The organism is Testudinibacter sp. TW-1 (assembly GCF_050613185.1).
Classification (GTDB): Bacteria; Pseudomonadota; Gammaproteobacteria; order Enterobacterales; family Pasteurellaceae; genus Chelonobacter.
Genome location: NZ_CP192511.1, coordinates 404,877 through 428,764 on the forward strand (window position 1 = coordinate 404,877; position 23,888 = coordinate 428,764).

Consider the following 23,888-nt stretch of genomic DNA (forward strand, 5'->3'; position numbering starts at 1 on the left):
TCTATCCATTTTCCGACGGGCGTTCGCGCAATCCGTCAATTTCATTTTGAGTCAAAGTGCGGTATTCGCCCTCGTCTAACTTCTCATCCAACACCACATTGCCAATCCGCCAACGGTGTAAGGCAGCCACTTTGTTGCCGAGCGCGGCAAACATCCGTTTCACCTGATGATAACGCCCTTCGCTGATGGTCAAATTAAGGTTGTAATCATCAAGGATTTCCAATTTTGCCGGTTTGGTCGGTGATTTTTCACCGCGCAACAAAATCCCTTGCTCAACCGCACTTTGGTAGTGGTTTTCAATCGGATCGGCAAGCGTCACCAAATAGGTTTTTTCACAATAGAATTTCGGTGAGGTGATCCGGTGCGACCATTGTCCGTCATCGGTCAACAGCACCAAACCGGTGGTATCCACATCCAAACGCCCGACCGAATGCAGTTTGTTGCGTAACGGATAATCAAAAAAATGATACACCGTCGGGTATTCGCCGTCGTCATGGGAACAAATATAACCCTGCGGCTTATATAACATCAGGTATTGCCCGCTTTCCAACCATTGCAGTAACTCGCCGTCCAACAGAATCTGATCGCTGACGGAAATTTGGGTTGCTCCCGACTTTACCACCGTTTGATTCCGTTCAACCGAACCGCTGCGCAGCATTTTCGTCACTTGTGAACGGCTCAAGCCGGTCTGCTCTGCTAAAAACTTATCTAAACGCACCAATAAAAAACCTTTTTTACCAATAAATTGTTTATTGTACCCGTTTGCTGCTAAAGATACAGAGCGGATTAAATTTCAAAATAAAAAAAATTCTGTGGGCTGTATCACATACTCCTTTATGGGTTTTTAACTTTAGTAAAATAAAGCGTATAATTTCACACATCTTTCAATGTTTGATAACCTTTTAGCAAATTATCAAGTATTTTCACCCATCTCTATTGAGGACACTAAGAATGGATAAACAACTCCGCCAAGCCGCTCTGGACTTTCATGAATTTCCGGTGCCGGGAAAAATTGAAGTTACCCCGACCAAATCCCTTGCTACCCAACGCGATCTGGCATTAGCCTACTCGCCGGGCGTTGCCATTCCATGTCTTGAAATTCAGCAGGATCCGTTAGCCGCCTATAAATACACGGCGCGCGGCAATTTAGTCGGTGTAATTTCCAACGGGACGGCGGTGTTAGGTTTAGGCAATATCGGCGCTCTTGCCGGTAAACCGGTGATGGAAGGCAAAGGCGTGTTGTTTAAAAAATTCGCCGGAGTCGATGTATTCGATATTGAAATCGACGAACGCGATCCGGATAAAATCGTGGATATCATCGCCTCATTGGAACCGACTTTCGGCGGGATCAATCTGGAAGACATCAAAGCCCCGGAATGTTTCTATATCGAGAAAAAATTGCGTGAGCGTATGCAAATTCCGGTGTTCCACGACGATCAACACGGCACCGCGATTATCTGTGCGGCGGCGGTGATAAATGGCTTGCGCGTGGTCAATAAAGACATCAAAAACGTCAAACTGGTGGTTTCCGGTGCCGGTGCTTCCGCGATTGCCTGCTTGAATTTACTGCGTGCATTAGGCATGGAGAAAAACCATATCACCGTGTGCGATTCCAAAGGCGTCATCTATAAACAACGTGAAGACGCCGAGCGTATGGACGAAACCAAACAATTCTATGCGATTGACGATAACGGCACACGCTCACTTGCCGATGCGATTCCAAACGCGGATATTTTCTTGGGCTGCTCCGCCGCCGGTGCTTTGACACAAGAAATGGTGAAAAGCATGGGACCAAGCCCGATTATTTTAGCGTTGGCAAACCCCGATCCGGAAATTTTGCCACCAGTCGCCAAAGCAGTACGTCCCGACGCGATTGTCTGCACCGGTCGCTCCGACTTCCCGAATCAGGTGAATAACGTACTCTGCTTCCCGTTTATTTTCCGTGGCGCATTGGACGTGGGCGCAACCACCATTAACGAAGAGATGAAACTGGCTGCGGTGCATGCGATTGCCGAATTGGCACACGCCGAACAAAACGAAGTGGTCACCTCGGCTTACGGCGAGCAAGAAGTGGCATTTGGTGCTGAATACCTGATTCCAAAACCGTTCGATCCGCGCTTGATCATCAAAATCGCCCCGGCAGTGGCACAAGCGGCAATGGATTCCGGCGTTGCCTTGCGTCCGATTGAGGATATGAACGTCTATATCGAAAAATTGACCCAATTCGTATACAAAACCAACTTGTTCATGAAACCGATTTTTGCCCAAGCCCGCTTAGACAAAAAACGGATCATTATGTCAGACGGCGAAGAACCGCGCGTATTGCATGCGGTACAAGAAATCGCCACCTTGGAAATCGCATTGCCAATCCTAATCGGTCGTCCGGACGTGATTCATCAGCGAATCAAACAACTGGGACTGCATTTGGAAGAAGGCGTTGATTACGAAATCATCAATATTGAAAAAGATGATCGCTATGAAACCTGCTGGACCGGCTATTATGACATTATGAAACGCCGCGGCATTACCCCGGCATTGGCAAAACAAGAAATTCGTATCAACCCAACCACCATTGCGGCGATGTTAGTCCGTTTAGGCTACGCCGACGGCATGATCTGCGGGTTGGTCGGTTCTTATGCCGATCACCTGAAAGCCATTCGCAATGTGATTGGCTTAAAAGACGGGGTGAAAACCGCCGCCACCGTAAACGGGCTGGTAATGCCGAGCGGAAACGTATTCGTGACTGACGCATTTGTAAACCAAGATCCGGATGCGGAAGAATTAGCCGAAATCACTTTAATGGCAGCCGCCGAAGTGAGCCGTTTCGGGATTGAACCTAAGGTTGCCTTAATCTCCCATTCCAACTACGGCGCTTCCGACCACCCAAGTGCGGTCAAAATGCGCAAAGTACTAGAATTGGTGAAACAACGCGACCCGAACTTGATTATTGACGGTGAAATGCACGCCGATATTGCACTTTCAGAAAAACTGCGCCAGAACATCATGCCGGACAGCCCGCTTAAAGGCTCAGCCAACCTCTTGGTCATGCCGAATATGGAAGCGGCGCGTATCGGCTATAACTTACTACGCTCCGCAACCACGGCGATCACCGTCGGTCCGATGTTAATGGGCTTGCGCCAATCCGCCCATATTCTGACCCCGGTCGCCTCCGTCCGCCGGATTATCAATATGGTCGCAGTAGCAGCAGTGAATGCGGCTAAAGAATGACGCTAAATAAATGATAAATAAAGCACCAAAGAGCAGGGTTAATCCTTGCTCTTTTTTTATAGCCTTCCGTCACAAAAAATAAACATTTAATGATCTCGATCAATTTATTTGCTACACTAGTGATGAAATTCAATCCGCTTTTCCTAACGAAAAGCCTTCTTTACTGGCAGTTTTTATTCAACTACTTTTTATTCAACTGATGAGGAAATGAAAATGGCTTATACTCTACCTGAACTACCTTATGCCTACGACGCATTAGAACCGCACTTTGACGCACAAACCATGGAAATTCACCATTCCAAACACCACCAAGCCTATGTGAACAATGCCAATGCGGTATTGGAAACATTGCCTGAATGGCAAGACAAATGCCCGGGTGAATTGATTGCTAACTTGGACAAAATTCCTGCTGACAAACGCACCGCTCTGCGTAACAATGCCGGTGGGCACGCCAACCATTCTCTGTTCTGGAAAGGCTTAAAATTAGGCACAACCTTACAAGGCGCCTTGAAAGACGCCATCGTACGTGATTTCGGCTCCGTCGAAGCTTTCCAAGCGGAATTTGAAAAAGCGGCAGCCACCCGTTTCGGCTCAGGCTGGGCGTGGTTAGTAATTAACGACGGTAAATTAGCCGTGGTTTCCACTGCCAACCAAGACTCGCCATTAATGGGCAAAGACATCGCCGGTGTGGAAGGCTACCCGGTTTTAGGCTTAGACGTGTGGGAACACGCCTATTACTTGAAATACCAAAACCGCCGTCCGGACTACATCAAAGCATTCTGGAATGTGGTCAACTGGGACGAAGCCAATGCGCGCTTTGAGAAAAAATTGGCAGGCAAAGGCTGTTGCCAAGATAAGTAATTAATTTAATTAACGAAAAAGCACTCGGTTGAGTGCTTTTTATTGCTTTATTTTCTATTCAATAAGCTCATTTTATTTCAATAAGCGCCTTTGCCACGAACCACCACATTGGCTGTTTTTGCTAATATGGCAATATCATTCCATAACGACCAATTTTTAACATACCAAGCATCCAAATATACACGTGTATTATAATCAGTATCACTGCGCCCACTCACTTGCCACAAGCCTGACATCCCCGGACGCACCATATAATAATAGCTCACATCATCTTTATAAAATTTCAATTCCTGCCGAATCACGGGGCGAGGTCCGACCAGACTCATTTCGCCTTTTAAAACATTCCATAACTGCGGCAACTCATCTAAGCTGGTTTTCCGCAGGAACTGTCCGACGTTGGTGATCCTCGGATCATTTTTTAATTTAAAACTTTTCGCCCATTCCTCTCGTGCCGTTTGATCGCTGGCTAACAGCTCCTGTAATATTGCACTTGAATTCATCACCATAGTACGAAATTTATAACAATGAAAAGGTTTGCCATTCCGTCCAATTCGAATCTGGCTATAGGTTGCACAGCCTCCATCTTGTCGAATTTTCAGAAATAAATAACCAAATAAAGGACTTGCAATCAATAATAAAAAGAATGAGGCGATAATATCGAACGTCCTTTTTATGATACGTGAAGATCTTTTGGCTAAATTATTATGAATCCGCAACACAATCGCTTCATAACCAAAAAAATGCGAAACCTCCGCTCCATATAACGGAATACCATGTAGAGGTGGAACAATCGAAATATTACGAAAGCCCGTTCTCGAGAGTTTACGCATCCAATATTCCATCATGTCGTTTTGATGATTTTCCAATGCAATAAAAATCTTTTGATAGTGTTCTAAATGAGAAAAAAACTGTTCCTCTGTAATATAACCGCCTTTTTCTACCGTCACCGGAATCCGCCCGATAGGATCGATAAACGCTTTGATTTTATAACCCAAACTAACTTCACTACTAATCGCTCTATAAGCATTACGTGCATTCTCCGCATTACCGATAATCACACAAGCCATATCCCACGTGCCTAAATAGCGAAGTATTTTTTTACAAAGAAAACGAGCGAACGGAAAACAAATAAACAAAATGACAGAAATATATAACCAGGTATCCAATGACGGGGATTTTTCAATAAATACCAACAGGGCAAGATTAATCAACAAAACAACGGCGAGAGTGGAATAAATATCTTTTAGTTCATCCCAAAAAGGTTTGCGATAAGTATAATGACGGTGAATAACCCAAAGCCAACCAACCATAATAAATGCCATTAAACTGAAAGCCCCCAAGCGCGTCAACGAACCATTAAACTCCAATTGCTCCATTGAAAAATCATCCAATGGAGAGAGATAATAAGCCACTGAAATTGCGAAAAAATATGTAATAAAATCACAACTGATCAATGCCAGTTTATTAATTTTAGGCGCTAATTTGGGGTTATTTATCATTTTTATTTCCAAAACGTTTTATACATACTCAATTGTTTACAGCACGCTAATGGTAATTTTTGCCAAGCGAATCCCAATTTAAATCCAAGCCACTTCATCAAGGTCGCCAATGCTGCTTTTGGCAATAGCCAAGGGGCATTGTTCCATAAATAACGGATTTCCGACAGAACAAATTTTTTACCCTCAGAACTTGCCGTTCCAAATTTTTTCTGAATCCAACTTTCATTTTTTTGAAAGACACCAATATCAAAATAACGTTGGAACTCTTGCAAAAGCGTATAGTTGTGGGAATGTTGAACCGTTGCTTCAGCACAATAAACAACGTTATAACCAGCCAAAATCATTTTTGCCGCCAAATACATATCTTCCGCTAAAATGGTATTATCAGGAAAACCGCCTAATTCATTAAACACAGATAATCGATACGCAGCAAAAGAGTTCGAGATAAACGCCGTTTTAATGCCTAAGTGCGGTATATCTTCCTGACTTTTCTCCACCGATTGTTCAGGATAATTGAATAAACGCGCGTGTGCCGCCAACGGATTAGCATTATCGTGTGGCAACTGACGACCATAAACAGCAGCAACTTTAGGATTATCAAAAGCTTTTAGCAAATTTTCAATCGCATTGTCAGTCACTAAAATGGCATCTTGCGTCATAAAAATCACAATATCATAATCTTGAATAAATAATGATACTGCTAAATTTCGCGTTCCACCATGGTTAAAATCCGTCTGTGAAATACGATGTGTTGCAAAACCGCACTTTGTCGCTAATTCCACGGTGTTATCCGCCGAGTTTGAATCAATCACCAACACATCAGGCTGAACACCTTGCCGCTGAATTTTAGCAAAACATTTTTCACCTAGCTTCCCGGCATTATAGGTTGGAATAACTAAAGCGGCTTTTGGCAATATCATGTTGGATTATTCCTTATTATTTTATGAGCCATCGCCCATTAATATCACTTTCCATACGCTCAAACCGCTTTTCTGATTTAAGTTTTTCAATATCACGTTTAATAGCACGTTCCGCGACGGCAAGCAAAAATGATAACCTTGCAATCATAATACTAGAATCTTCTATTATAAATTTCAACAAGTTAACCCTGCGCAATGTAATTTTATCAGTGACATTATCAGATAGATCAGTTTTGACTTTTTCGATATTCTCGATACCTGTAACAATAAATTTTATGAACGCCTAAAATAATCTTCCCACCATAAGTATTTGCCATCGCCGAATAGTTTTTCCAAAAGTCAATAGGTAACTCACGCAAACCACTTTTGCCTTGGGCGAGTTTGAATTCAACCGCATCTGATTCTAGGAGGTTGATTATTGTATTCTAAGTAATTTTATTTAATTCATAATCCCCAAAAGCATTAAATTATCTATATATTCTCTTTTAATGCGTAATCAAATACTTTTAAATATTCTTTAGCAATAGACTCTATATAAAACTTCTTACTTGCTGAAAATACTCTACTTTGTAATTTATTATACAATTCTTTATCCATTACTAAATCAGAAATTATATCAGCTAACTCATCTATTTGTACTTTACCATCTCTTAGATCAAAGATAATACCAGCTAGATTAGAATCTTCATCTTTCAGTTGATTTTTAGATTCTCCTAAATTACTTGCTACCATCGGCTTACCTGAATATAAGCATTCAATAATAACTAATGGGAAACTTTCACCTTGAAATTCTGATGGAAGCAACCCAATATCTGCAGTAGCAAAATAATCTCGTACATTTTTTTGAAAACCAACTAAATGTATATACTCAGGTACCTTACCCAATAACTTATCATATACCTCGCCACTGCCAACTAATATTAAATGTATATCCTTTCCTGTCTTAATCCTAGCTAAAGTCACAGCTTCAATAGCAGGAATCCAACCTTTTTCAGGAATAGCTCGGCTCACAATGCATGCAATAAATGCATTTTCACTAATACCTAAAATACTTCTATCTAATTTATTACCAGTATAATAAGGTAAACCATTTCCAATTTTATGGAATATTTCCATATTAGGAAAATTATTATCGATAAAAGGAGGTAAATTTTTATCTGCTATATATATAAATGAAGAGCAGCTCTGTTCGACTCTTTTCAAGAGGCGCTGGAGATCATTCTTATCAATAGCTTCATACATTCCATGCAAAGTAATCACATGCTTAGGTGTTTTATCTTTTTTATCCACAAAATGTGAAATTATCTCATCTACACTTCCATGGTGAGTACTAACTATATCTATGCTTAATGTATCAATAATTTTTCTTAGCTCTGACATATTCGACAATCTAACTAAAGGAATAGACGGATCCAACATCTCTCTTACTTTCTCGTTTGAATGACTTAATTGGCAATCTAAAACTGTTACCGGATAGTTCAACCGCTTTAATTCATTTGATAAAAATATAGGAAATGTTTCGCCACCACCAATATCTAAGCAGAAAATACAAATTAAGATATTAGGTCGCCTTTCATTTTTATTATCATAGATCTTATTTAAATTAAACCAGTTTGATACATCCTTAATATCATCTCCCCCACAATAAGAAACATAATGCTTCTCTAACTCATTTAAATGTTTTTCATGACTACTTTTAGGGATTTTATAGTTTTTTTCTAAAAAAATCGCTATTTTTTCATGCTCTTCGTAATATAGCTCGGAACCTTGAACTTTCAAAGAAGTACTTTTTTCATGTACTCTATAATAATTTTTCGTCTCCGTACTATAATGAACAGCCCCCCCCTTAATAAAATCTATATAAAATAACCAATCACCACACAATTTGAAATTGTGCCACTGTGAAAAAATTTCACCAGATATTTTTCCCACATTTCTAAAAATGACACTGCTAACATTTGGAATGATATTTTTAATAGAAAATGCAGTTTTCACCAAATCATTTGCACTTATTGAAAAAGAACGATACCATGGCAATTCAATATCATTTAAATACTGTTCAGTGCTATTAATTTTTATCCCATTTTGAATAAAATCACTTTTAGCAAAAGCAAGCATTATAGCTTGATCACTAAAAGCAGGAATAAGTTTTTCAATGAAATCTTTCTCACACCAATCATCACTTTCTGCTATCCAGATATATTTTCCTTTAGCTTGCGCTAATCCTTTAGCCCATTGTTGAAAAACACCACCACCATTCTTCTCACTAAAGATAGTCGTAGTAATATCTGGATATTTATTCTTATACTTGAGAAGAATATCACGACTGTTATCTGTAGAATGAGCGTCTAACAAAATGACTTCAATATTTTTATGTGTTTGCATATAAATTGAATCAAGCCTTTCTGTTAGATATTGCTCATAATTATAGTTAGGGACTATAATTGAAATTAGAGTATTGCTTAAGCCATTATTTTTAACACTCAAATTCCACTCATTAACCAATAAATATTCATTAATTTTTTTTATCCTTATATACCTACTTTTAATTTCAAAATATTTAAAATAGACTCCTTTCAAACTTGATTTAAACGGCAAAAAAAAATTATAATATATTTTTGAATGGTTGTGCTTTAAATAAAATCCAATTTTATATATTAATTCCTTAAGTTTAAATTTAACTTGATTGTATTTTAAGCCATAATACAATTCAGCTTTACTAGCTTTAAAATAAAAGACAATATTATACATAATTGCCCTTATTTTAATTTTATGATTTTTAGCACTATGACTAACGAGTGTATTTTTTTTCATATGCCAACCAGAAAAACCTTTCTAGCTCCTTTCATATTATCGCTTTGTTGATTTTTGCTATAGTATAGAAGAAATCAAGTAAGCAATGTAATCCGCTGATTATATGTGTATAGATTTTAGTGTCCATATAATTAATGATTAAGAAAATCAATAATAATATTCAATAATGTGCTTTTTATGTTACATATTTCTTGGGTACAATTTTATAGATAATCTAATCATATTTAAAAACATTATCCATTAATCTTTGAGAAGAAAAAATATTACTAATTTTTCTATTAATTCTTAACAACTTTAATTTTATTCTTGTTAAAATGAGTTAGAAATTATAATTGCATTATTTAAATCCCTTCACAAATCAAGGATTTAAATAACATTATCTAATGAGCAATCATCTAAAATAATAATTCTATCCGGCACAATATCTTGATTCAAAACATTTATAATTTGTTGTTCAATATCGATATTATGACAGCCTACTAATAATATTAATAATAAAAAAGAAGTGTGCTTTACTTAATAAAATATTTATTTATCGTTTTGGACACATAATCCACATCAAAAACTATACCGAGAGTACTATAAATATCATTTAATTGGGAAATATCAATATAATAGCTTGAACCTTTATCTTCAATATTATAATATGCCTCTCTGTTAAGAGACCTTTCTAGAATCGATACTAGTTCAAGAATATCTGTATATAGTGGCGAGGCTAAATTTATTATTAAATTCATAAATAAATTTTTTTTAAAATATAATCAACGATTTTAAAGACATCATCAACATCTATTATGTTTCTTTTACTTTTACTAAAAACGCTAAACTCCTCTCCATTATTAATTTTATTATAAATAAAATTAATAATGGTTGGACTTTTTGTCCTCCCTGCAACTTGTGGTAATCTAAATATTAAATATCTATCACACTCATCTTGTAGTATGAGCTCCATCAATAATTTATGCAATACATATTTTGAATTTTGCAGTGTCGAATCATAAATACTACAAGTGCTAAAATAAACAATTAGACTCGCTGGATTATTTCTGATTGTATGACGTAACAGCTCTCTCTCTCGAGTAAAAGATGATGAATTCTCTTCATTAGAATTAGATACTCCACTAGCAAAAATAATTACATCTTCAGTAGATACATAACTATTAAATGCTTTAGCAAGCATTCCTCTACCAATAATCATAACACCTCTTAGAACAGTTTATTAATTTTTAATTTAAATAGTGCTCGTAATAAAAAACTTCCTATTTTACTTTCTGCAATTCTTATTAGCTCATTTTTATAGCGAAGATTTTGTATACTATACTGTATTCCTGACAGGTCTTGTTTATCATTAGCAATTCCTAAAGGTGGTAATTCATAAGTCGGATTATTCCAAAAATAACCTGGACCATTAGATGAAATTAGATTATAAATTTCATTACCATATTCTTTATAGAGTCGGTTATTATTTTTAGAAAGAATATCATATAGATATAAAATCATATTTTTATTAAATTGTCGGGACATAGAATTATGTCTAACTCTATACTTAACCAACACTTTAGGGATAGAAAAACCGATGCAACCATTTGATACCATCGCAAGCCAAGAATCATAATCCTCCATACCATACTCCATATTTGAATGATTAAGACCGAACTCTAAGAAGTCACTCTTACGAACAATACAGAATGCTGACAACATGTTTGCACAACACATAAATGGCAACTCTGTATTAAAAGTTGGCCATACCCCTTTTCCATTTTCAAAATACTCTAACCAAGAGTATACAAATGAAATATTTGTAAATCTATCCAGTATTTTTATAGCGCTAGAATAGAAATCTTTATAGACAAGATCATCTGCATCTAAAAATGTAATATATTCTCCTTTTGCATTTACTGCCCCAACATTTCTAGCATTAGCTAAACCTGAGTTTTGAATATTTATAACTCTTATATCATATCCAATAAAATTATTTTTAATATCCTCAAGCTTCTGCAAAGAGTCTAAATCTGTAGAACCATCATTAACAATAATAATTTCAAAATCCTCTAAATCAGAAGATAGAGCCGACTCCAGTGTTTCAATTATATATTCTCCTAAATTATAGTAAGGAATTATTATTGATATTTTCTTATTGTTATATGAATTCTTTAAAACTGGAGTCGAAAGCTTTAATCGTTTTATATACTCAGGTTCTGGAAAATTTAATTCCGTAGCATTATCGATAACTTTATGATAAAAAGAAATACGAACAGCTAAATTATTACTCAAAAGAGATGATGCCATTACTCTATTCCTAGCCGCTTCCCCCATCTCTTTAATAGTTTTCAAGTCTAAATTTAAGAAATTTTGCAACTCATTTTCGAAAGAATTTTGCTTATCCCAATCAAATATAAAACCAGCAGTCCTATCATTACCAACCATTTCAGCTTGCCCACCACTTATAGATGCTAAAATAGGCTTCCCTAACATCATTGAGGTGACACAAGTATAAGGATAGTTTTCATACAGGGATGGTATAATAACAACATTCAATTGACTAATTTCATGATGTAGATTTTCTGGTGGCATATTGTCTTTAACTACCAAATAACCCAATTCTATCCATTTAGAATATTTTTCCAGTAAGTATTTCTTCAAATATACTTGTTTAGGATAAAAGAATGTATCTCCACCAATCATGCAGAGCTTAAATTTTATATTATTTTCCCACATTTTTGAAATATGACTAAGTAATTGAACAACACCTTTCCTATATTCAAACCTACCTATATATAAAAAATCATATTCAATATTTTTAGTACTACTTCTTATTTCATCAAATGGTAATGGAATAATTTCTATCGAATTCTTAATATCTAATTCATCTCGAATTTTCTTGGCTAAAAATTGGCTTTGAGTTAATAACGCATCTGCACTATTAATAGCAAACTTTTCCATTTGCCCAATCCAATAATTTGAGAACTTATATCTAGGTTCTTGATTAATTTTCATTAGTTCAAATATCGGTGTATGCATATGAACAACTATTTTTAAATTTTGAAAGCAATCCTCTAAGGCAAATCTGCGTTGAAAAAGATAATAACCTAAAGCATTATATTCTTGGACTTCTATTAAATCTGGTTTACCTTCTTTTTTAATCAATCCTTCAACAACATCAGAAATTTGATATGACAAGGCAGCCCAATATCCCAAAGCTGAGTAAATAGGATGCTCCATATGTTTAAAACGAAGCACACGATAATTAGAATTAATATTCTCTACTTCATCTGAGTCACCTCTAGTTATTACAGTAACCTCATGCTCAAGCTGAGATAGCCCTAAACAAATTTGCTTAATATAAGTAGATATACCACCACCAAAACTTGGTGGAAACTCAGATGTTAAAAACCAAATTTTCATATTATTCTCCAACAATTCTTTTAATAACTTTATGTAAAAAATCAATTTTATTTTTTAAAAAAGTATTTTCATCCCGTGTATTATTCAGTTCAGTTCAGTTCAGTTCAGTTCAGTTCAGTTCAGTTCAATTAGACTATTTTTATTAAATCATTATACAATTGAGAAACATAATTACTTCTTCCAGACTCAATTATAGATCCATGCTGAAGTAAAACTGAATATTCACATAACTCATTTACTTGTTCTATAGAGTGAGATACAAAAAGCAATGTTGTTCCATCTGACAACATATTATTCATTCGTATTTTACATTTTTCTTGGAATGCTGCATCACCTACAGCCAATACTTCATCAACGATAAGAATATCTGGTTTAACAATTGTTGCAATTGCAAACCCTAAACGCGATGCCATTCCCGATGAAAAGTTTTTTATTGGTGTATCGATAAAATTTTCTAATTCAGCAAAATCAATAATTTCATCAAAATGCTTTTCCATAAAAGATTTTTTATACCCCAGTAGTGCCCCATTTAGAAAGATATTTTCTTTAGCAGTCAACTCCCCATCAAAGCCAGCCCCTAGTTCAATTAATGGGGCAATAGTACCATTTACTTCAACGCTACCTTTGTAAGGGGTTAAAATACCGCAAATCAATTTTAGCAATGTGGATTTTCCCGATCCATTAACGCCCAACAGCCCCCAAGACTCTCCTCTTTTTATTTCGAGATTAATGTCTTTTAATGCCAGAAACTCTTCAAACATTAATTGCCCTTTTAGCATTTTTATTACATAATCCTTTAAACCACTATAATTTTCTGTTGATTTATTAAAGCGAACTGTGGCATTGCACACTTTAATAACAGTATCACTATTTTTCATATATATAAAATAAAACTATCCTGTCGTTTATTAAAATACCAAGCCCCAAAAAATAAGATGAGAAGTGCTAAAATACTACCTAATAGCATTGTACTAGAATCGGGTATTTTTGCATATAAAATAACACCTCTAAACTGTTCTATATATTGATACATTGGATTTATCGTTGTATATATTAATCTATAAGATTCCGGAATAATTGTGATTGGATAAAATATTGGCGTTAGATACATCCACATGGTCACAAAAACGCCCCATAAATACTGTATATCTCGAAAAAAAACTGTTATTGCTGCAAGAAATAATCCTAACCCGAGACAGAAAATAAATAATTGCAATAAAATTATAGGAATAGCTAAAATAGCCCAAGACCATGGAGTTCCTGTAATCAGCATGACAAGTAATAATGCTGCTAGTGAAAAAATTAAGTTAACTAAAGAGCTTCCAACTTTGGAAATTGTAAAAATATATTTTGGAACATATGTTTTTTTGATTAATGAAGCATTGCCAACGATTGATAAAACAGAGATATTTGTTGCCTCTGCCATAAAACCAAATAATATTTGTCCTGTCAATAAGTAAACAGGGAAGTTAGGAATATCAAACCGAAATAAGTTGGAAAATACAATAACTAATACGACCATCAACATTAATGGATTTAGAATACTCCATAAATAACCTAAATAACTTCTACGATATTTAAGTTTAATATCTCTTATGATCAACTGCTTTAACAGTTCATCAAAAGCATAAAACCGTTTAAATTTATCTATTAATTTTTTTAGCATAAAAATAATTTCGCCTTGCTTAATTCATTACCTAGAAGATCTTTTCGCGACAAACTCGGTTCACCCTCTAACGGCCATTCAATTCCAACTGTTGGGTCATTCCACAAAAGAGAATATTCGGCTTTTGGGTTATAGTAATCCGTACACTTATAATGTATATCAGCTTCATCACTCATCACATAAAAGCCATGCGCAAAGCCTTCCGGCACCCAGAGTTGGCGTTTATTTTCAGCCGATAAAATTTCACCAATCCATTTGCCAAACGTTGGTGAATTTTTACGTAAATCAACGGTAACATCAAAAACTTCACCGAAAATAACCCGCACTAATTTACCCTGCGTATTCTCAGTTTGGTAATGTAAACCACGCAGCACACCTTTTACTGATTTCGAATGATTTTCTTGAACAAAAGTGCGGTCGCAAATGTTTTGTTTAAACCACTCATCGCGAAAAGTTTCCATAAAAAAGCCGCGCTCATCACCAAAAACTTGTGGTTCAAGCAGTTTGACATCAGGAATTGTGGTTTCAATAATTTTCATTTTGATCCTTGCTTCACAAAATTTCGTTTATATTTTCTATGACTTTGAATATTTCTTTCCGCATCTTTTTTATCCCAAACTTGTAATTCCCAGGGATAATAGAAATTGCTGGTATTTTTAAAGTAAATATGGATACCAATATACTCCTCTTTATCTCTTAAATACCAATTTTTTAAGCCATATTTTTCTTTCCAAACATCTAAGTTATCCATTATTTTCGTTATATCATCAGTATCCACGATAACTCTTGCGCCAAAAATATCATTCAAAATACTGTTAACCGGAAAACCTTCGCTACGTTGTTTGAATCGTTCAATTTTATCCAAGATAGATTCTGATGTTTTTACCCGATAAAAATAGGCAATATCATATAAATCGGCTCGATAAAGATAATCATTGATTGATTCGTGTAAATTCAGGCGGTAAGCCAAAATATGCTCAACCGGTACTTTATCAAAAGTATGCTTTAAATTTACCTTTTCAATTTTTTCGGTTTCAAAATAATCTTCTGAAAACGCAAGATGAACTTTATTTATTTCATCTATTAATCTTTCAACTTTTTTTAGCATAATTTAGATACCAGTAAAATTAGCCATACGCTTTAATATTTTTTAACGCCTTTTGCCAATCGCTTGGTTTAATCCCAAAAGTACGGTTAATTTTATCTAAATTTAAACGTGAATTTGCCGGGCGTTTTGCGGGAGTTGGATAATCCGCTGTTGTAATACTATTCAAGGCAGGTTTTTTCACCAGAGTACCTTGCTGTTCCGCTTCAGCAAAAATGGCTTGCGCAAATTCGAACCAACTCACATAAGGCTTGCCAGTATAGTGATAAACACCGAACTCTACTTGTTCATCATGAATAATTTTATTAGCTATAGTAATCACTGTGGCGGCAATATCACCGGCATAAGTCGGTCCGCCAATCTGATCACCTACTATACCTATTGTGTCGCGCTCTTTTGCCAAGCGTAGCATGGTTTTCACAAAGTTATTACCATGTTCGCCAAACACCCAAGCAGTGCGTAGAATTATCGATTTTTCACAGTATTGTTGAACGGCAATTTCACCCTCTAATTTGGTTTTACCGTAGACACCTTGCGGATCGGTGGGATCCGTTTCGAGATACTCACCACTGCCCTGCCCATCAAATACATAATCCGTAGAAATATGTAAAATTGCGGCATTCACTGCATTTGCGGCTTCGGCAAGATATTTTGGACCATTAACATTAATCGCTTGCGAGAGCTCAATTTCACTTTCCGCACGATCAACCGCGGTATGTGCTGCGGCATTAATAATCACATCGGGCTGAAAAGTTTTGACGGTTTCGAATACCGCACTTCGGTCGGTAATATCTAATTCTTCACGATCAACCGCTAAAATTTCTGCCTTACCTGTGAGTTGCTCAACCAAGTGGCTTCCCACTTGCCCACGGCTACCTGTGATTAAAATTTTTGCCATTATTTTCCATCCTTGACTAAGCGAATTAAATACTGCCCATATTCATTTTTACTTAGCGGTTTGGCTAGCTCCAATATTTGCGCTGTGGTCAGCCAGCCATTACGCCATGCGATTTCTTCTAAACAAGCCACCTGTAAATCTTGAATGTGTTGCACCGTGCGCACAAACGAAGCCGCTTCGTGCAGGCTTTCGTGCGTGCCGGTGTCGAGCCAGGCAAAACCACGTCCTAACAATTGAACATTGAGCGAGCCGTCTTCCAGATACATTTGATTAATCGAGGTGATTTCCAGTTCGCCACGGTCAGAAGGTTTAACCTGTTTGGCGAATTCCACCACGCGGTTGTCATAAAAATATAAACCGGTCACCGCCCAGTCTGATTTCGGTTGCGTTGGTTTTTCTTCAATTGATAAGGCTTTGTAATTATTATCAAATTCGACCACGCCAAAACGTTCCGGATCTTTCACTTGATAAGCAAACACGGTTGCGCCGGTTTCTTTGCCGACCGCACTTTGCAATAACGGTGTGAATGATTGCCCGAAAAAGATATTATCACCTAACACGAGACAGCAACTGTCGCCGTCTATAAATTCTTCGCCGATTAAAAATGCTTGTGCCAAACCGTCGGGACTGGCTTGAATCGCATATTGCAAATTAATGCCAAAATCACTACCGTCGCCCAATAAACGTTTGAAACTGTCGTTATCTTCCGGGGTGGTGATGATTAAAACGTCACGAATACCCGCTAACATCAATACCGAAAGCGGATAATAAATCATCGGTTTATCGTAAACCGGCAATAGTTGTTTCGATACGCCGCGGGTAATCGGATATAAACGCGTGCCGGAACCGCCGGCTAAAATAATCCCTTTCATATAAAATACCCAATTAATCTGCTAAAATATTTGCATTAGGTAAAAATGATTTTTCATACTTTAAAATTGTCTGATCTGCCGTAATAAAATATAAGCTTTCTGTCTCTGCCTGTGCCAGTAACATTCTATCGAAGGGATCTCGATGAATATATTCCAATTGTTTCAAATGAAAAATATGTTCAGGAATCAATGGTAGCAATTTGAAACCATTCTCTTTTAATTGTAAAACAAGCTCTTCAGGGTTAATAATAAAATGCGGTTTATCTAAATTTGACTTAATCGCAATTTCCCAAATGCTCACAATACTGAAATACAATTCATTTTGTAAATCTGTTAATAAATCAATACTTTCAGGTTTTAGCTTCTTTATATTTCCTTGCGCATACCAAATCAAAATATGACTATCGAGTAGAATTTTCATATTTTCCCTCAAACATTTCAGCAATTTCATCTGAATAAATTTCATCAAAATTATCTGGTATCTGAATTTTTCCTTTCATAAAACCAAAATTTCGACGATTGTTTGATGGAGCAATATCTTGGTTAAAAGGTTGAGAGGATAGTGTCAAACTTCCCTTATGATCACTATATAAATACATTTCATCCACATCATATTCAATCGGCAAGATGATAATACGTTGATTGCCATTTCTTAAAACCGGAATAATTTGTTGCATATGTACCTCCTTAATAATTTAAGATGATAACCCTAAACGCTCACCTTGATAAGAGCCATCTAACACTCGGCTCCACCATTTCTTATTATTCAAATACCATTCCACGGTTTTACGAATGCCGGATTCAAAGGTTTCCTGTGGTTGCCAGCCTAGCTCGCGCCCAATTTTGGCTGCGTCAATCGCATAGCGCACATCATGTCCAGGGCGGTCAGTCACGTAGGTGATTAAATCTTGATACTGCGCTACACCTTGCGGTTTATTAGGCACAAGTTCTTCTAATAAGTTACAAATGGTTTTCACTACTTCAATATTGGCTTTTTCATTGTGTCCGCCAATGTTGTAGGTTTCGCCAATCTCGCCCTCTGTCACCACTTTATACAGTGCACGTGCGTGATCTTCCACAAACAACCAATCGCGAATTTGCATGCCATTACCATAAACCGGCAGCGGCTTACCATCGAGCGCATTTAAGATCATCAATGGAATCAGTTTTTCAGGAAAATGGAAAGGACCATAATTGTTAGAGCAGTTAGTCACAATTGTTGGGAAGCCGTAAGTGCGCAACCACGCACGCACCAAATGATCGCTTGAGGCTTTGGAAGCGGAATAGGGGCTGCTTGGGGCATAAGGCGTTGTTTCAGTGAATAAATCGTCCGTGCCTTCTAAATCGCCATACACTTCATCGGTGGAAATATGATGAAAGCGGAACGCGGATTTGCGAGTTTCATCAAGACCGCTCCAATAGGCTCTCGCCACTTCAAGCAAGGTATAAGTGCCGACGATATTGGTTTCAATGAAAGCGGCGGGACCGTCAATCGAACGATCAACGTGGCTTTCTGCTGCAAGGTGCATCACCGCATCGGGTTGATGCTGCCGGAAAACGCGCTCAAGTGCGGTCTTGTCACAAATATCGACTTGTGCAAAGGCATAACGTGGATTTTCAGCAATGTTTGCCAACGATTCTAAATTACCCGCATAAGTTAATTTATCAACATTGATAACGCTATCATGGGTATGATTAATGATATGACGCACCACAGCAGAACCGATAAAGCCAGCCCCACCAGTAACTAGAATTTTCATAAATACCTGCTTTCAAAATGTGAATAGAGAATGATCTACGATCTTGCGATCTTGCGATCTTGCGATCTTGCGATCTTGCGATCTTGCGATCTTAATAGATTATCCACGAACAAGTCTAGATTATTCTATAAGAATTTCATTTAAAAAACCATTTTTTATTAAATAAAACTCCATACAACTTTACAAATAATAATTATTATTATCTAAGTGATTTAATAAAAAATAAACGCTTTTCGAATGCAGTTGATACGGGTATAATCTGCGCTTTGTAACGGCAACGAACTTAAAATAACCGACAAAAGTGCGGTATTCGTTGTTGCCTGTCGACTGTATTTAAGATTAAAAATTTCAGAGGAATGAATGGCTAAAGAAGATAGCATTGAGATGCAAGGCACGATTTTGGAAACCTTGCCAAACACCATGTTTCGGGTTGAATTGGAAAATGGTCATGTGGTAACGGCGCATATTTCAGGCAAAATGCGTAAAAACTATATCCGCATTTTAACCGGCGATAAAGTCACCGTGGAATTAACACCTTACGATTTAAGTAAAGGGCGCATTATTTTCCGTAGCCGTTAATCTCTCTCTTTTTCTCGAAAAAGCGCTGCCGCTTTATTATAAGTATAAGACAGCGCCTTTCTCCCTAGTCCCCTTCTTTACTGACGCAAGCCCGTTGTAACAGCTTGCGGCGTAAAAGTGCGGTCAGCATATGCAAGATGAGCAATACCAGCGAGATAATATAAAGCGGTTTATCGCCGAGCATTAAATAAGGCGTTGCGTTTATTGCTTGTGATAATGTCAAATCAAAGGTTAAGGTCGTCGCTTCAAATTGAGGCGCTTGCGCCAACACGTCTCCGCGGGCTCCGATAAAGGCGGTAACCCCGGTATTGGTCGCGCGAATAACCGGTTTGCCGTTTTCTAACGCACGCATTCGCGCCATCTGGAAATGCTGCCAAGGTCCGATGGAATCCCCAAACCACGCGTCATTCGAAACCGTTAAGATGTAATCGGTTTTTCCGTTCTGTTTCAGATTTTGCTGTAACTGGCCGCCCAAGGTAATTTCATAGCAAATTGCCGTGGTCAAACTCAGTCCTTTGGCTTTTAGCGGCGCTTGCAAATAGTCGCCTTGCTTGAAATTCGACATCGGCAAATTAAACATCGTTCCCAGCGGGCGCAACAGACTTTCCAACGGCACATATTCGCCAAACGGAACCAAATGGTGTTTGTTATAACGGTTGTCGGTTTCAAGACTATAAGGCTGCTGCGGATTCCCTAATACCACTACCGAATTATGAAAACGATCCGTTTGCACGTCATGGTAAACCGTGCCGACGATCAGCTCGCTGCCGCTTTGTTGTGCCGCCGTTTGCCAATTCTGTAGCAAGGTCGGCACTTGGTTTTCCAAGGTTGGAATCGCCGCCTCCGGCAGAATAATCAAATCGCTTTTGCCCAAGTGCGGTGCAATCAAATCTTGGTAAATCTTAATCGTATTGCTGAGATAATTCGGATCCCATTTGAGGTTTTGTTCAATGTTTCCCTGCACTAAGGTGACTTTCAGTATTTTGGGGTCTTGTTTGATTGTGCTGAGATGAATTTGCGGATCGTGGTTTTTCCCCGCATAAAACGCCGCCGAAGCCACGACGAATAACACTAACAATGCACTGACACTTGTACCTTTCGCGTGACTTTTCCATGCCTTGAAGCTTGTCACAAACAACGCCGATATCCACACCACAAAGAAGGTTAATCCTTGCACGCCAAACAGCGGCGCTATGCCGAAAAACGGGCTGTCGATTTGCGAATAACCGAATTGCAGCCACGGAAAACCGGTCATCACCCAACCGCGCAAAAATTCGGTAAATGTCCACAGAATGGCGAAGATCACCGCGCTTTTCACCTGAAAACGCCGCACCAGATAAGTAAACAGCAACGGGTATAAGGCTAAGTATGCGGCAAGCAACAGCACCGCCAGATAGCTCAATAATAACGGTACGCCGCCGAATAAATTGATACTGACGTGGATCCAATTAATGCCAAACGCAAAGAAACCCAACGCCCAGAAATAAGTGGTATAAAGTGCGGTTCTACGCGAGGTTTGTGTCGCAAGAACAATCAAGCCACCGACACTGAGATACGCCATGCCCCAAAAATCGAACGGTGCAAAGGCAAAAACACCGCTGGCGCCCAGCAACAAACTGAGGATAATTTTCACTAACGGAGAGCAGAACAAAATACGCATTTAGCTATTTTCCGTCTGATCAGTATCCGGCATAATCTCATCCGGCACCCGCACCCGTAATTGAATAATCTTACGGCTGTCGGCAGACGCCACTTTGAATTGCACGCCTTCCAGTTCAATCTCCTCATCCCGGCTCGGCAAATAGCCGAAAGCCTGCATAATCACGCCGCCAATGGTATCGACTTCTTCCGATTCAAAATGAGTACCGAATTTTTCATTAAAATCTTCAATATCGGTTAATGCGGACACCGAATAAGTGTGACGTGAAAGCTGGCGAATATCCGCCGCTTCTTCTTCGTCAAATTCGTCTTCAATATCGCCGACAATCTGCTCAAGAATATCCTCAATTGTCACCAAGCCGGAAATTGCACCGAATTCATCGACCACAATCGCCATATGAAACCGTTCGGAGCGGAACTCTTTCAACATCCGATCCACGCGCTTGCTTTCCGGCACAATCACCGCCGGGCGCAGAATCAGCGACATATCAAACTCTTCGGCGTTACTACGTGAAAACGGCAATAAATCTTTTGCCAACAGCACGCCTTCAACGTTATCACGTTCGTCGCTCACCACCGGAAAGCGCGAGTGCGCCGATTCGATAATCACATCAAGACAAGAATCCAGCGATTGCTCTTTGTTGATAAACACAATTTGCGCCCGCGGAATCATAATATCACGCACCCGCAGTTTGGAAATCTCCATCACGCCTTCAATCATTTCGCGGGTGTCTTGATCAATCAGCTCATTCTGTTCGGAATCGCGGATGACTTCGACCAACGCTTCACGGTTTTTCAATTCGCCTTGAAACAAGCCGCCGAATAGCGACTGGAAAAAACCTTTTTTCGAACTCGGCTCCGGATTGTCGTTTGTTGTCTGTTCGTCACTCATAAATGTGTTATCACGTTAGGTTATTAAAAATAATTTTTGTCAAACTAGCATATTTTATCAGGCTTCGCCAGCCGTTTGCCGTCGACATAATAAAAAACCAACCGCACTTTGAGTTTGGTTGGCTTTTCTTTAAGCGAATGTTCGCGTGTTACTTGGCTTTTTTCTGTGCGCGTTTGCCCAAGACAATCGTAACTGAAAATGCAACCACGAAAGAGATTAACATCCCAATGACGTACATACTGATGTCATTCGGTTTAATCGAGATAATGCCCGGTAAACCGGCTGCGCCGAGCGCTTGGGCTTTGACATTGAATAACGCCACGAATGCACTGGCACACCCCGCCCCGATCATCGCGCCGATAAACGGATAGCGGTAGCGTAAGTTGACCCCGAACATCGCCGGTTCAGTGATTCCCAACAGCGCACTGATACCTGACGGCAAGGCGATCCCACGGGTTTTTACATCTTTCATAATCACAAACACCGCCAAACACGCCGCACCTTGCGCGATATTCGACATCGCTGCGATTGGGAAAATGAAAGTACCGCCGGTCGTGGCGAAATCTGCCAACAACTGCGTTTCAATTGCAATAAAGGTCTGGTGCATACCGGTGATGACAATCGGGGCATACAACGCACCAAACAGGGCGCCACCGATAAAGCCCGCCGTATCATATAACCAAGTTAACCCGGCTCCCAATAAGAAACCGGCTTCACGGGTGATTGGCCCGACAAAACTGAACGTTAAAAAGCCGGCAATAAACAGCGCCAATAACGGGGTTAACAAGTTATCCAGCACCGACGGCACGACTTTACGCAACGCTTTTTCCAAGGTTGCCAAAATCCAAGACGCAACCAATACCGGCAATACCGAACCTTGATAACCGACGCGTTCAATATCGAAACCAAAGATATTCCAATAGGCAAGCTTACCTTCGGCAACCACACTGGTATAGTTCCAACCATTGACTAAATCCGGGTGAACCAACAACATCCCTAACGCCGCCCCTAAGAACGGGTTGCCGCCGAATTTACGCGTCGCCGAAAACGCAATCAGAATCGGCAGAAATACGAACGGCGCATTGGCGAAAGTGTTGATCATCGCTGCCAAATCGGTCAGTTCGGGATGGGTATCAATTAACGACATCCCTTCAACAAACAGATCTTTTGCCATAAACACATTGGCAAGCCCCATCAACAAACCGCCGGCAACGATCGCCGGGATAATCGGTACGAAGATGTCAGCCAAGCCTTTTACCAAGCGTTGCAGCAGATTTTGGTTTTGCGCTCCGGCCGCCGCGACATCGCTTTTGGTCATATCGCCCATGCCTAACAGCTCGCTCATTTCCGCATGCACTTTATTCACGGTGCCGGAACCGAAGATAATCTGATATTGTCCGGCAACGGAAAATTGTCCTTTCACGCCGTCAATATTCTCAATCGCTTCTTTATCGACCGCACTTTCGTCCTTTAATACGATCCGTAAGCGTGTCGCACAATGCGCCAAGGCGCTGATATTGTCTTTCCCACCCAGTTTTTCGATTACCTGTTGGGCAATTTTTGGAAAATCCATCGTTCTCTCCTTGTTTGTTCGAGTCATTGATTACAATGTGTGCGATTTTAACTAAAACGTTTTAGTTACGCTATTACTTTAACTAAAACGTTTTAGTTGAATTGCATTTTTGTGATCCAGTTAACAAAAAACCCCGTTTTGAAGACGGGGTTGACTA

At 38.7% G+C, this 23,888-nt stretch carries 22 protein-coding genes; 3 read left to right on the forward strand and 19 right to left on the reverse strand.

Features of this window, described 5'->3' with window-relative positions:
• Position 1: 1 nt before the first annotated feature.
• Positions 2 to 718, reverse strand: coding sequence for a 16S rRNA pseudouridine(516) synthase RsuA (gene rsuA, locus ACQ31U_RS01975; RefSeq protein ID WP_431053404.1), 717 nt, complete (start codon positions 716 to 718; stop codon positions 2 to 4).
• 233 nt (positions 719 to 951) lie between these two features.
• On the opposite strand from rsuA, the gene ACQ31U_RS01980 reads away from it, so the two are divergent.
• Together ACQ31U_RS01980 and sodA are read left to right on the forward strand one after the other, a co-directional pair.
• Entirely contained in the window at positions 952 to 3,228 is a 2,277-nt protein-coding gene (locus ACQ31U_RS01980) for an NADP-dependent malic enzyme (protein WP_431053406.1), read from the forward strand.
• 213 nt (positions 3,229 to 3,441) lie between these two features.
• The gene (gene sodA, locus ACQ31U_RS01985) at positions 3,442 to 4,089 is read left to right on the forward strand and encodes a superoxide dismutase [Mn] (protein WP_431053408.1); all 648 of its coding nucleotides are present in this window, start codon (positions 3,442 to 3,444) and stop codon (positions 4,087 to 4,089) included.
• Between the two features lie 77 nt (positions 4,090 to 4,166).
• Here the strand turns inward: sodA and wbaP are convergent, their stop codons facing one another.
• The 15 genes from wbaP to rffG all read right to left on the reverse strand — a co-directional run bounded on the left by wbaP (position 4,167) and on the right by rffG (position 19,028).
• Positions 4,167 to 5,588 (reverse strand): undecaprenyl-phosphate galactose phosphotransferase WbaP, encoded by a 1,422-nt coding sequence (gene wbaP, locus ACQ31U_RS01990; RefSeq protein WP_431053410.1) that lies wholly within the window; start codon positions 5,586 to 5,588, stop codon positions 4,167 to 4,169.
• 2 nt (positions 5,589 to 5,590) lie between these two features.
• The gene (locus ACQ31U_RS01995; RefSeq protein WP_431053412.1) at positions 5,591 to 6,508 is read right to left on the reverse strand and encodes a glycosyltransferase family 2 protein; all 918 of its coding nucleotides are present in this window, start codon (positions 6,506 to 6,508) and stop codon (positions 5,591 to 5,593) included.
• A gap of 227 nt (positions 6,509 to 6,735) precedes the next feature.
• Positions 6,736 to 6,927 carry an AlbA family DNA-binding domain-containing protein gene (locus ACQ31U_RS02000; protein WP_431054260.1) on the reverse strand — a complete coding sequence of 64 codons (192 nt, stop codon included), beginning with the start codon at positions 6,925 to 6,927 and terminating at the stop codon, positions 6,736 to 6,738.
• A 52-nt stretch (positions 6,928 to 6,979) separates the two neighbouring features.
• Complete coding sequence (locus ACQ31U_RS02005; protein WP_431053413.1) at positions 6,980 to 9,322, reverse strand: glycosyltransferase; 2,343 nt, start codon at positions 9,320 to 9,322, stop codon at positions 6,980 to 6,982.
• 733 nt (positions 9,323 to 10,055) lie between these two features.
• Entirely contained in the window at positions 10,056 to 10,520 is a 465-nt protein-coding gene (locus ACQ31U_RS02010) for an NAD-dependent epimerase/dehydratase family protein (protein ID WP_431053415.1), read from the reverse strand.
• Positions 10,521 to 10,528: 8 nt separating this feature from the next.
• Entirely contained in the window at positions 10,529 to 12,727 is a 2,199-nt protein-coding gene (locus tag ACQ31U_RS02015; RefSeq protein ID WP_431053417.1) for a glycosyltransferase, read from the reverse strand.
• 128 nt (positions 12,728 to 12,855) lie between these two features.
• Positions 12,856 to 13,605, reverse strand: coding sequence for an ABC transporter ATP-binding protein (locus ACQ31U_RS02020; RefSeq protein WP_431053419.1), 750 nt, complete (start codon positions 13,603 to 13,605; stop codon positions 12,856 to 12,858).
• Positions 13,602 to 14,393, reverse strand: coding sequence for an ABC transporter permease (locus ACQ31U_RS02025; RefSeq protein ID WP_431053421.1), 792 nt, complete (start codon positions 14,391 to 14,393; stop codon positions 13,602 to 13,604). Before ACQ31U_RS02025 ends, ACQ31U_RS02020 begins: the two co-directional genes overlap by 4 nt.
• Positions 14,387 to 14,932 carry a dTDP-4-dehydrorhamnose 3,5-epimerase gene (gene rfbC, locus ACQ31U_RS02030; protein ID WP_431053423.1) on the reverse strand — a complete coding sequence of 182 codons (546 nt, stop codon included), beginning with the start codon at positions 14,930 to 14,932 and terminating at the stop codon, positions 14,387 to 14,389. Before rfbC ends, ACQ31U_RS02025 begins: the two co-directional genes overlap by 7 nt.
• Positions 14,929 to 15,501, reverse strand: a complete 573-nt coding sequence (locus ACQ31U_RS02035; RefSeq protein ID WP_431053425.1) for a GTP pyrophosphokinase — start codon at positions 15,499 to 15,501, stop codon at positions 14,929 to 14,931. The genes rfbC and ACQ31U_RS02035 overlap by 4 nt, the downstream gene beginning before the upstream one ends.
• Positions 15,502 to 15,520: 19 nt before the next feature.
• On the reverse strand, positions 15,521 to 16,396 hold the full coding sequence (rfbD, locus tag ACQ31U_RS02040) for a dTDP-4-dehydrorhamnose reductase (protein ID WP_431053427.1): 876 nt from the start codon (positions 16,394 to 16,396) through the stop codon (positions 15,521 to 15,523).
• A complete protein-coding gene (gene rfbA, locus ACQ31U_RS02045; protein ID WP_431053429.1) occupies positions 16,396 to 17,268 on the reverse strand; it encodes a glucose-1-phosphate thymidylyltransferase RfbA in 873 nt (290 codons plus the stop codon). Before rfbA ends, rfbD begins: the two co-directional genes overlap by 1 nt.
• A 13-nt stretch (positions 17,269 to 17,281) precedes the next feature.
• Positions 17,282 to 17,689 carry a type II toxin-antitoxin system VapC family toxin gene (locus tag ACQ31U_RS02050; RefSeq protein WP_431053431.1) on the reverse strand — a complete coding sequence of 136 codons (408 nt, stop codon included), beginning with the start codon at positions 17,687 to 17,689 and terminating at the stop codon, positions 17,282 to 17,284.
• Positions 17,670 to 17,945, reverse strand: coding sequence for a hypothetical protein (locus tag ACQ31U_RS02055; protein ID WP_431053433.1), 276 nt, complete (start codon positions 17,943 to 17,945; stop codon positions 17,670 to 17,672). The genes ACQ31U_RS02050 and ACQ31U_RS02055 overlap by 20 nt, the downstream gene beginning before the upstream one ends.
• Before the next feature lie 18 nt (positions 17,946 to 17,963).
• The gene (gene rffG, locus ACQ31U_RS02060; protein ID WP_431053435.1) at positions 17,964 to 19,028 is read right to left on the reverse strand and encodes a dTDP-glucose 4,6-dehydratase; all 1,065 of its coding nucleotides are present in this window, start codon (positions 19,026 to 19,028) and stop codon (positions 17,964 to 17,966) included.
• 360 nt (positions 19,029 to 19,388) lie between these two features.
• Here rffG and infA point away from each other — a divergent pair, with 360 nt between their 5' ends.
• Positions 19,389 to 19,607 (forward strand): translation initiation factor IF-1, encoded by a 219-nt coding sequence (infA, locus tag ACQ31U_RS02065; protein ID WP_034612205.1) that lies wholly within the window; start codon positions 19,389 to 19,391, stop codon positions 19,605 to 19,607.
• A gap of 64 nt (positions 19,608 to 19,671) precedes the next feature.
• Here the strand turns inward: infA and lnt are convergent, their stop codons facing one another.
• The 3 genes from lnt to ACQ31U_RS02080 all read right to left on the reverse strand — a co-directional run bounded on the left by lnt (position 19,672) and on the right by ACQ31U_RS02080 (position 23,731).
• The gene (gene lnt / locus ACQ31U_RS02070; RefSeq protein ID WP_431053437.1) at positions 19,672 to 21,267 is read right to left on the reverse strand and encodes an apolipoprotein N-acyltransferase; all 1,596 of its coding nucleotides are present in this window, start codon (positions 21,265 to 21,267) and stop codon (positions 19,672 to 19,674) included.
• Complete coding sequence (gene corC / locus ACQ31U_RS02075) at positions 21,268 to 22,158, reverse strand: CNNM family magnesium/cobalt transport protein CorC (RefSeq protein ID WP_431053439.1); 891 nt, start codon at positions 22,156 to 22,158, stop codon at positions 21,268 to 21,270.
• A 148-nt stretch (positions 22,159 to 22,306) separates the two neighbouring features.
• A complete protein-coding gene (locus tag ACQ31U_RS02080; protein ID WP_431053441.1) occupies positions 22,307 to 23,731 on the reverse strand; it encodes a sucrose-specific PTS transporter subunit IIBC in 1,425 nt (474 codons plus the stop codon).
• Positions 23,732 to 23,888: the final 157 nt, after the last annotated feature.

Coding starts and splice junctions, on each gene's coding strand:
- ACQ31U_RS01980 (WP_431053406.1), top strand. CDS start 952: ATGGATAAACAACTCCGCCAAGCCGCTCTGGACTTTCATGAATTTCCG.
- sodA (WP_431053408.1), top strand. CDS start 3,442: ATGGCTTATACTCTACCTGAACTACCTTATGCCTACGACGCATTAGAA.
- wbaP (WP_431053410.1), bottom strand. CDS start 5,588: ATGATAAATAACCCCAAATTAGCGCCTAAAATTAATAAACTGGCATTG.
- ACQ31U_RS01995 (WP_431053412.1), bottom strand. CDS start 6,508: ATGATATTGCCAAAAGCCGCTTTAGTTATTCCAACCTATAATGCCGGG.
- ACQ31U_RS02005 (WP_431053413.1), bottom strand. CDS start 9,322: ATGAAAAAAAATACACTCGTTAGTCATAGTGCTAAAAATCATAAAATT.
- ACQ31U_RS02010 (WP_431053415.1), bottom strand. CDS start 10,520: ATGATTATTGGTAGAGGAATGCTTGCTAAAGCATTTAATAGTTATGTA.
- ACQ31U_RS02015 (WP_431053417.1), bottom strand. CDS start 12,727: ATGAAAATTTGGTTTTTAACATCTGAGTTTCCACCAAGTTTTGGTGGT.
- ACQ31U_RS02020 (WP_431053419.1), bottom strand. CDS start 13,605: ATGAAAAATAGTGATACTGTTATTAAAGTGTGCAATGCCACAGTTCGC.
- ACQ31U_RS02025 (WP_431053421.1), bottom strand. CDS start 14,393: ATGCTAAAAAAATTAATAGATAAATTTAAACGGTTTTATGCTTTTGAT.
- rfbC (WP_431053423.1), bottom strand. CDS start 14,932: ATGAAAATTATTGAAACCACAATTCCTGATGTCAAACTGCTTGAACCA.
- ACQ31U_RS02035 (WP_431053425.1), bottom strand. CDS start 15,501: ATGCTAAAAAAAGTTGAAAGATTAATAGATGAAATAAATAAAGTTCAT.
- rfbD (WP_431053427.1), bottom strand. CDS start 16,396: ATGGCAAAAATTTTAATCACAGGTAGCCGTGGGCAAGTGGGAAGCCAC.
- rfbA (WP_431053429.1), bottom strand. CDS start 17,268: ATGAAAGGGATTATTTTAGCCGGCGGTTCCGGCACGCGTTTATATCCG.
- ACQ31U_RS02050 (WP_431053431.1), bottom strand. CDS start 17,689: ATGAAAATTCTACTCGATAGTCATATTTTGATTTGGTATGCGCAAGGA.
- ACQ31U_RS02055 (WP_431053433.1), bottom strand. CDS start 17,945: ATGCAACAAATTATTCCGGTTTTAAGAAATGGCAATCAACGTATTATC.
- rffG (WP_431053435.1), bottom strand. CDS start 19,028: ATGAAAATTCTAGTTACTGGTGGGGCTGGCTTTATCGGTTCTGCTGTG.
- infA (WP_034612205.1), top strand. CDS start 19,389: ATGGCTAAAGAAGATAGCATTGAGATGCAAGGCACGATTTTGGAAACC.
- lnt (WP_431053437.1), bottom strand. CDS start 21,267: ATGCGTATTTTGTTCTGCTCTCCGTTAGTGAAAATTATCCTCAGTTTG.
- corC (WP_431053439.1), bottom strand. CDS start 22,158: ATGAGTGACGAACAGACAACAAACGACAATCCGGAGCCGAGTTCGAAA.
- ACQ31U_RS02080 (WP_431053441.1), bottom strand. CDS start 23,731: ATGGATTTTCCAAAAATTGCCCAACAGGTAATCGAAAAACTGGGTGGG.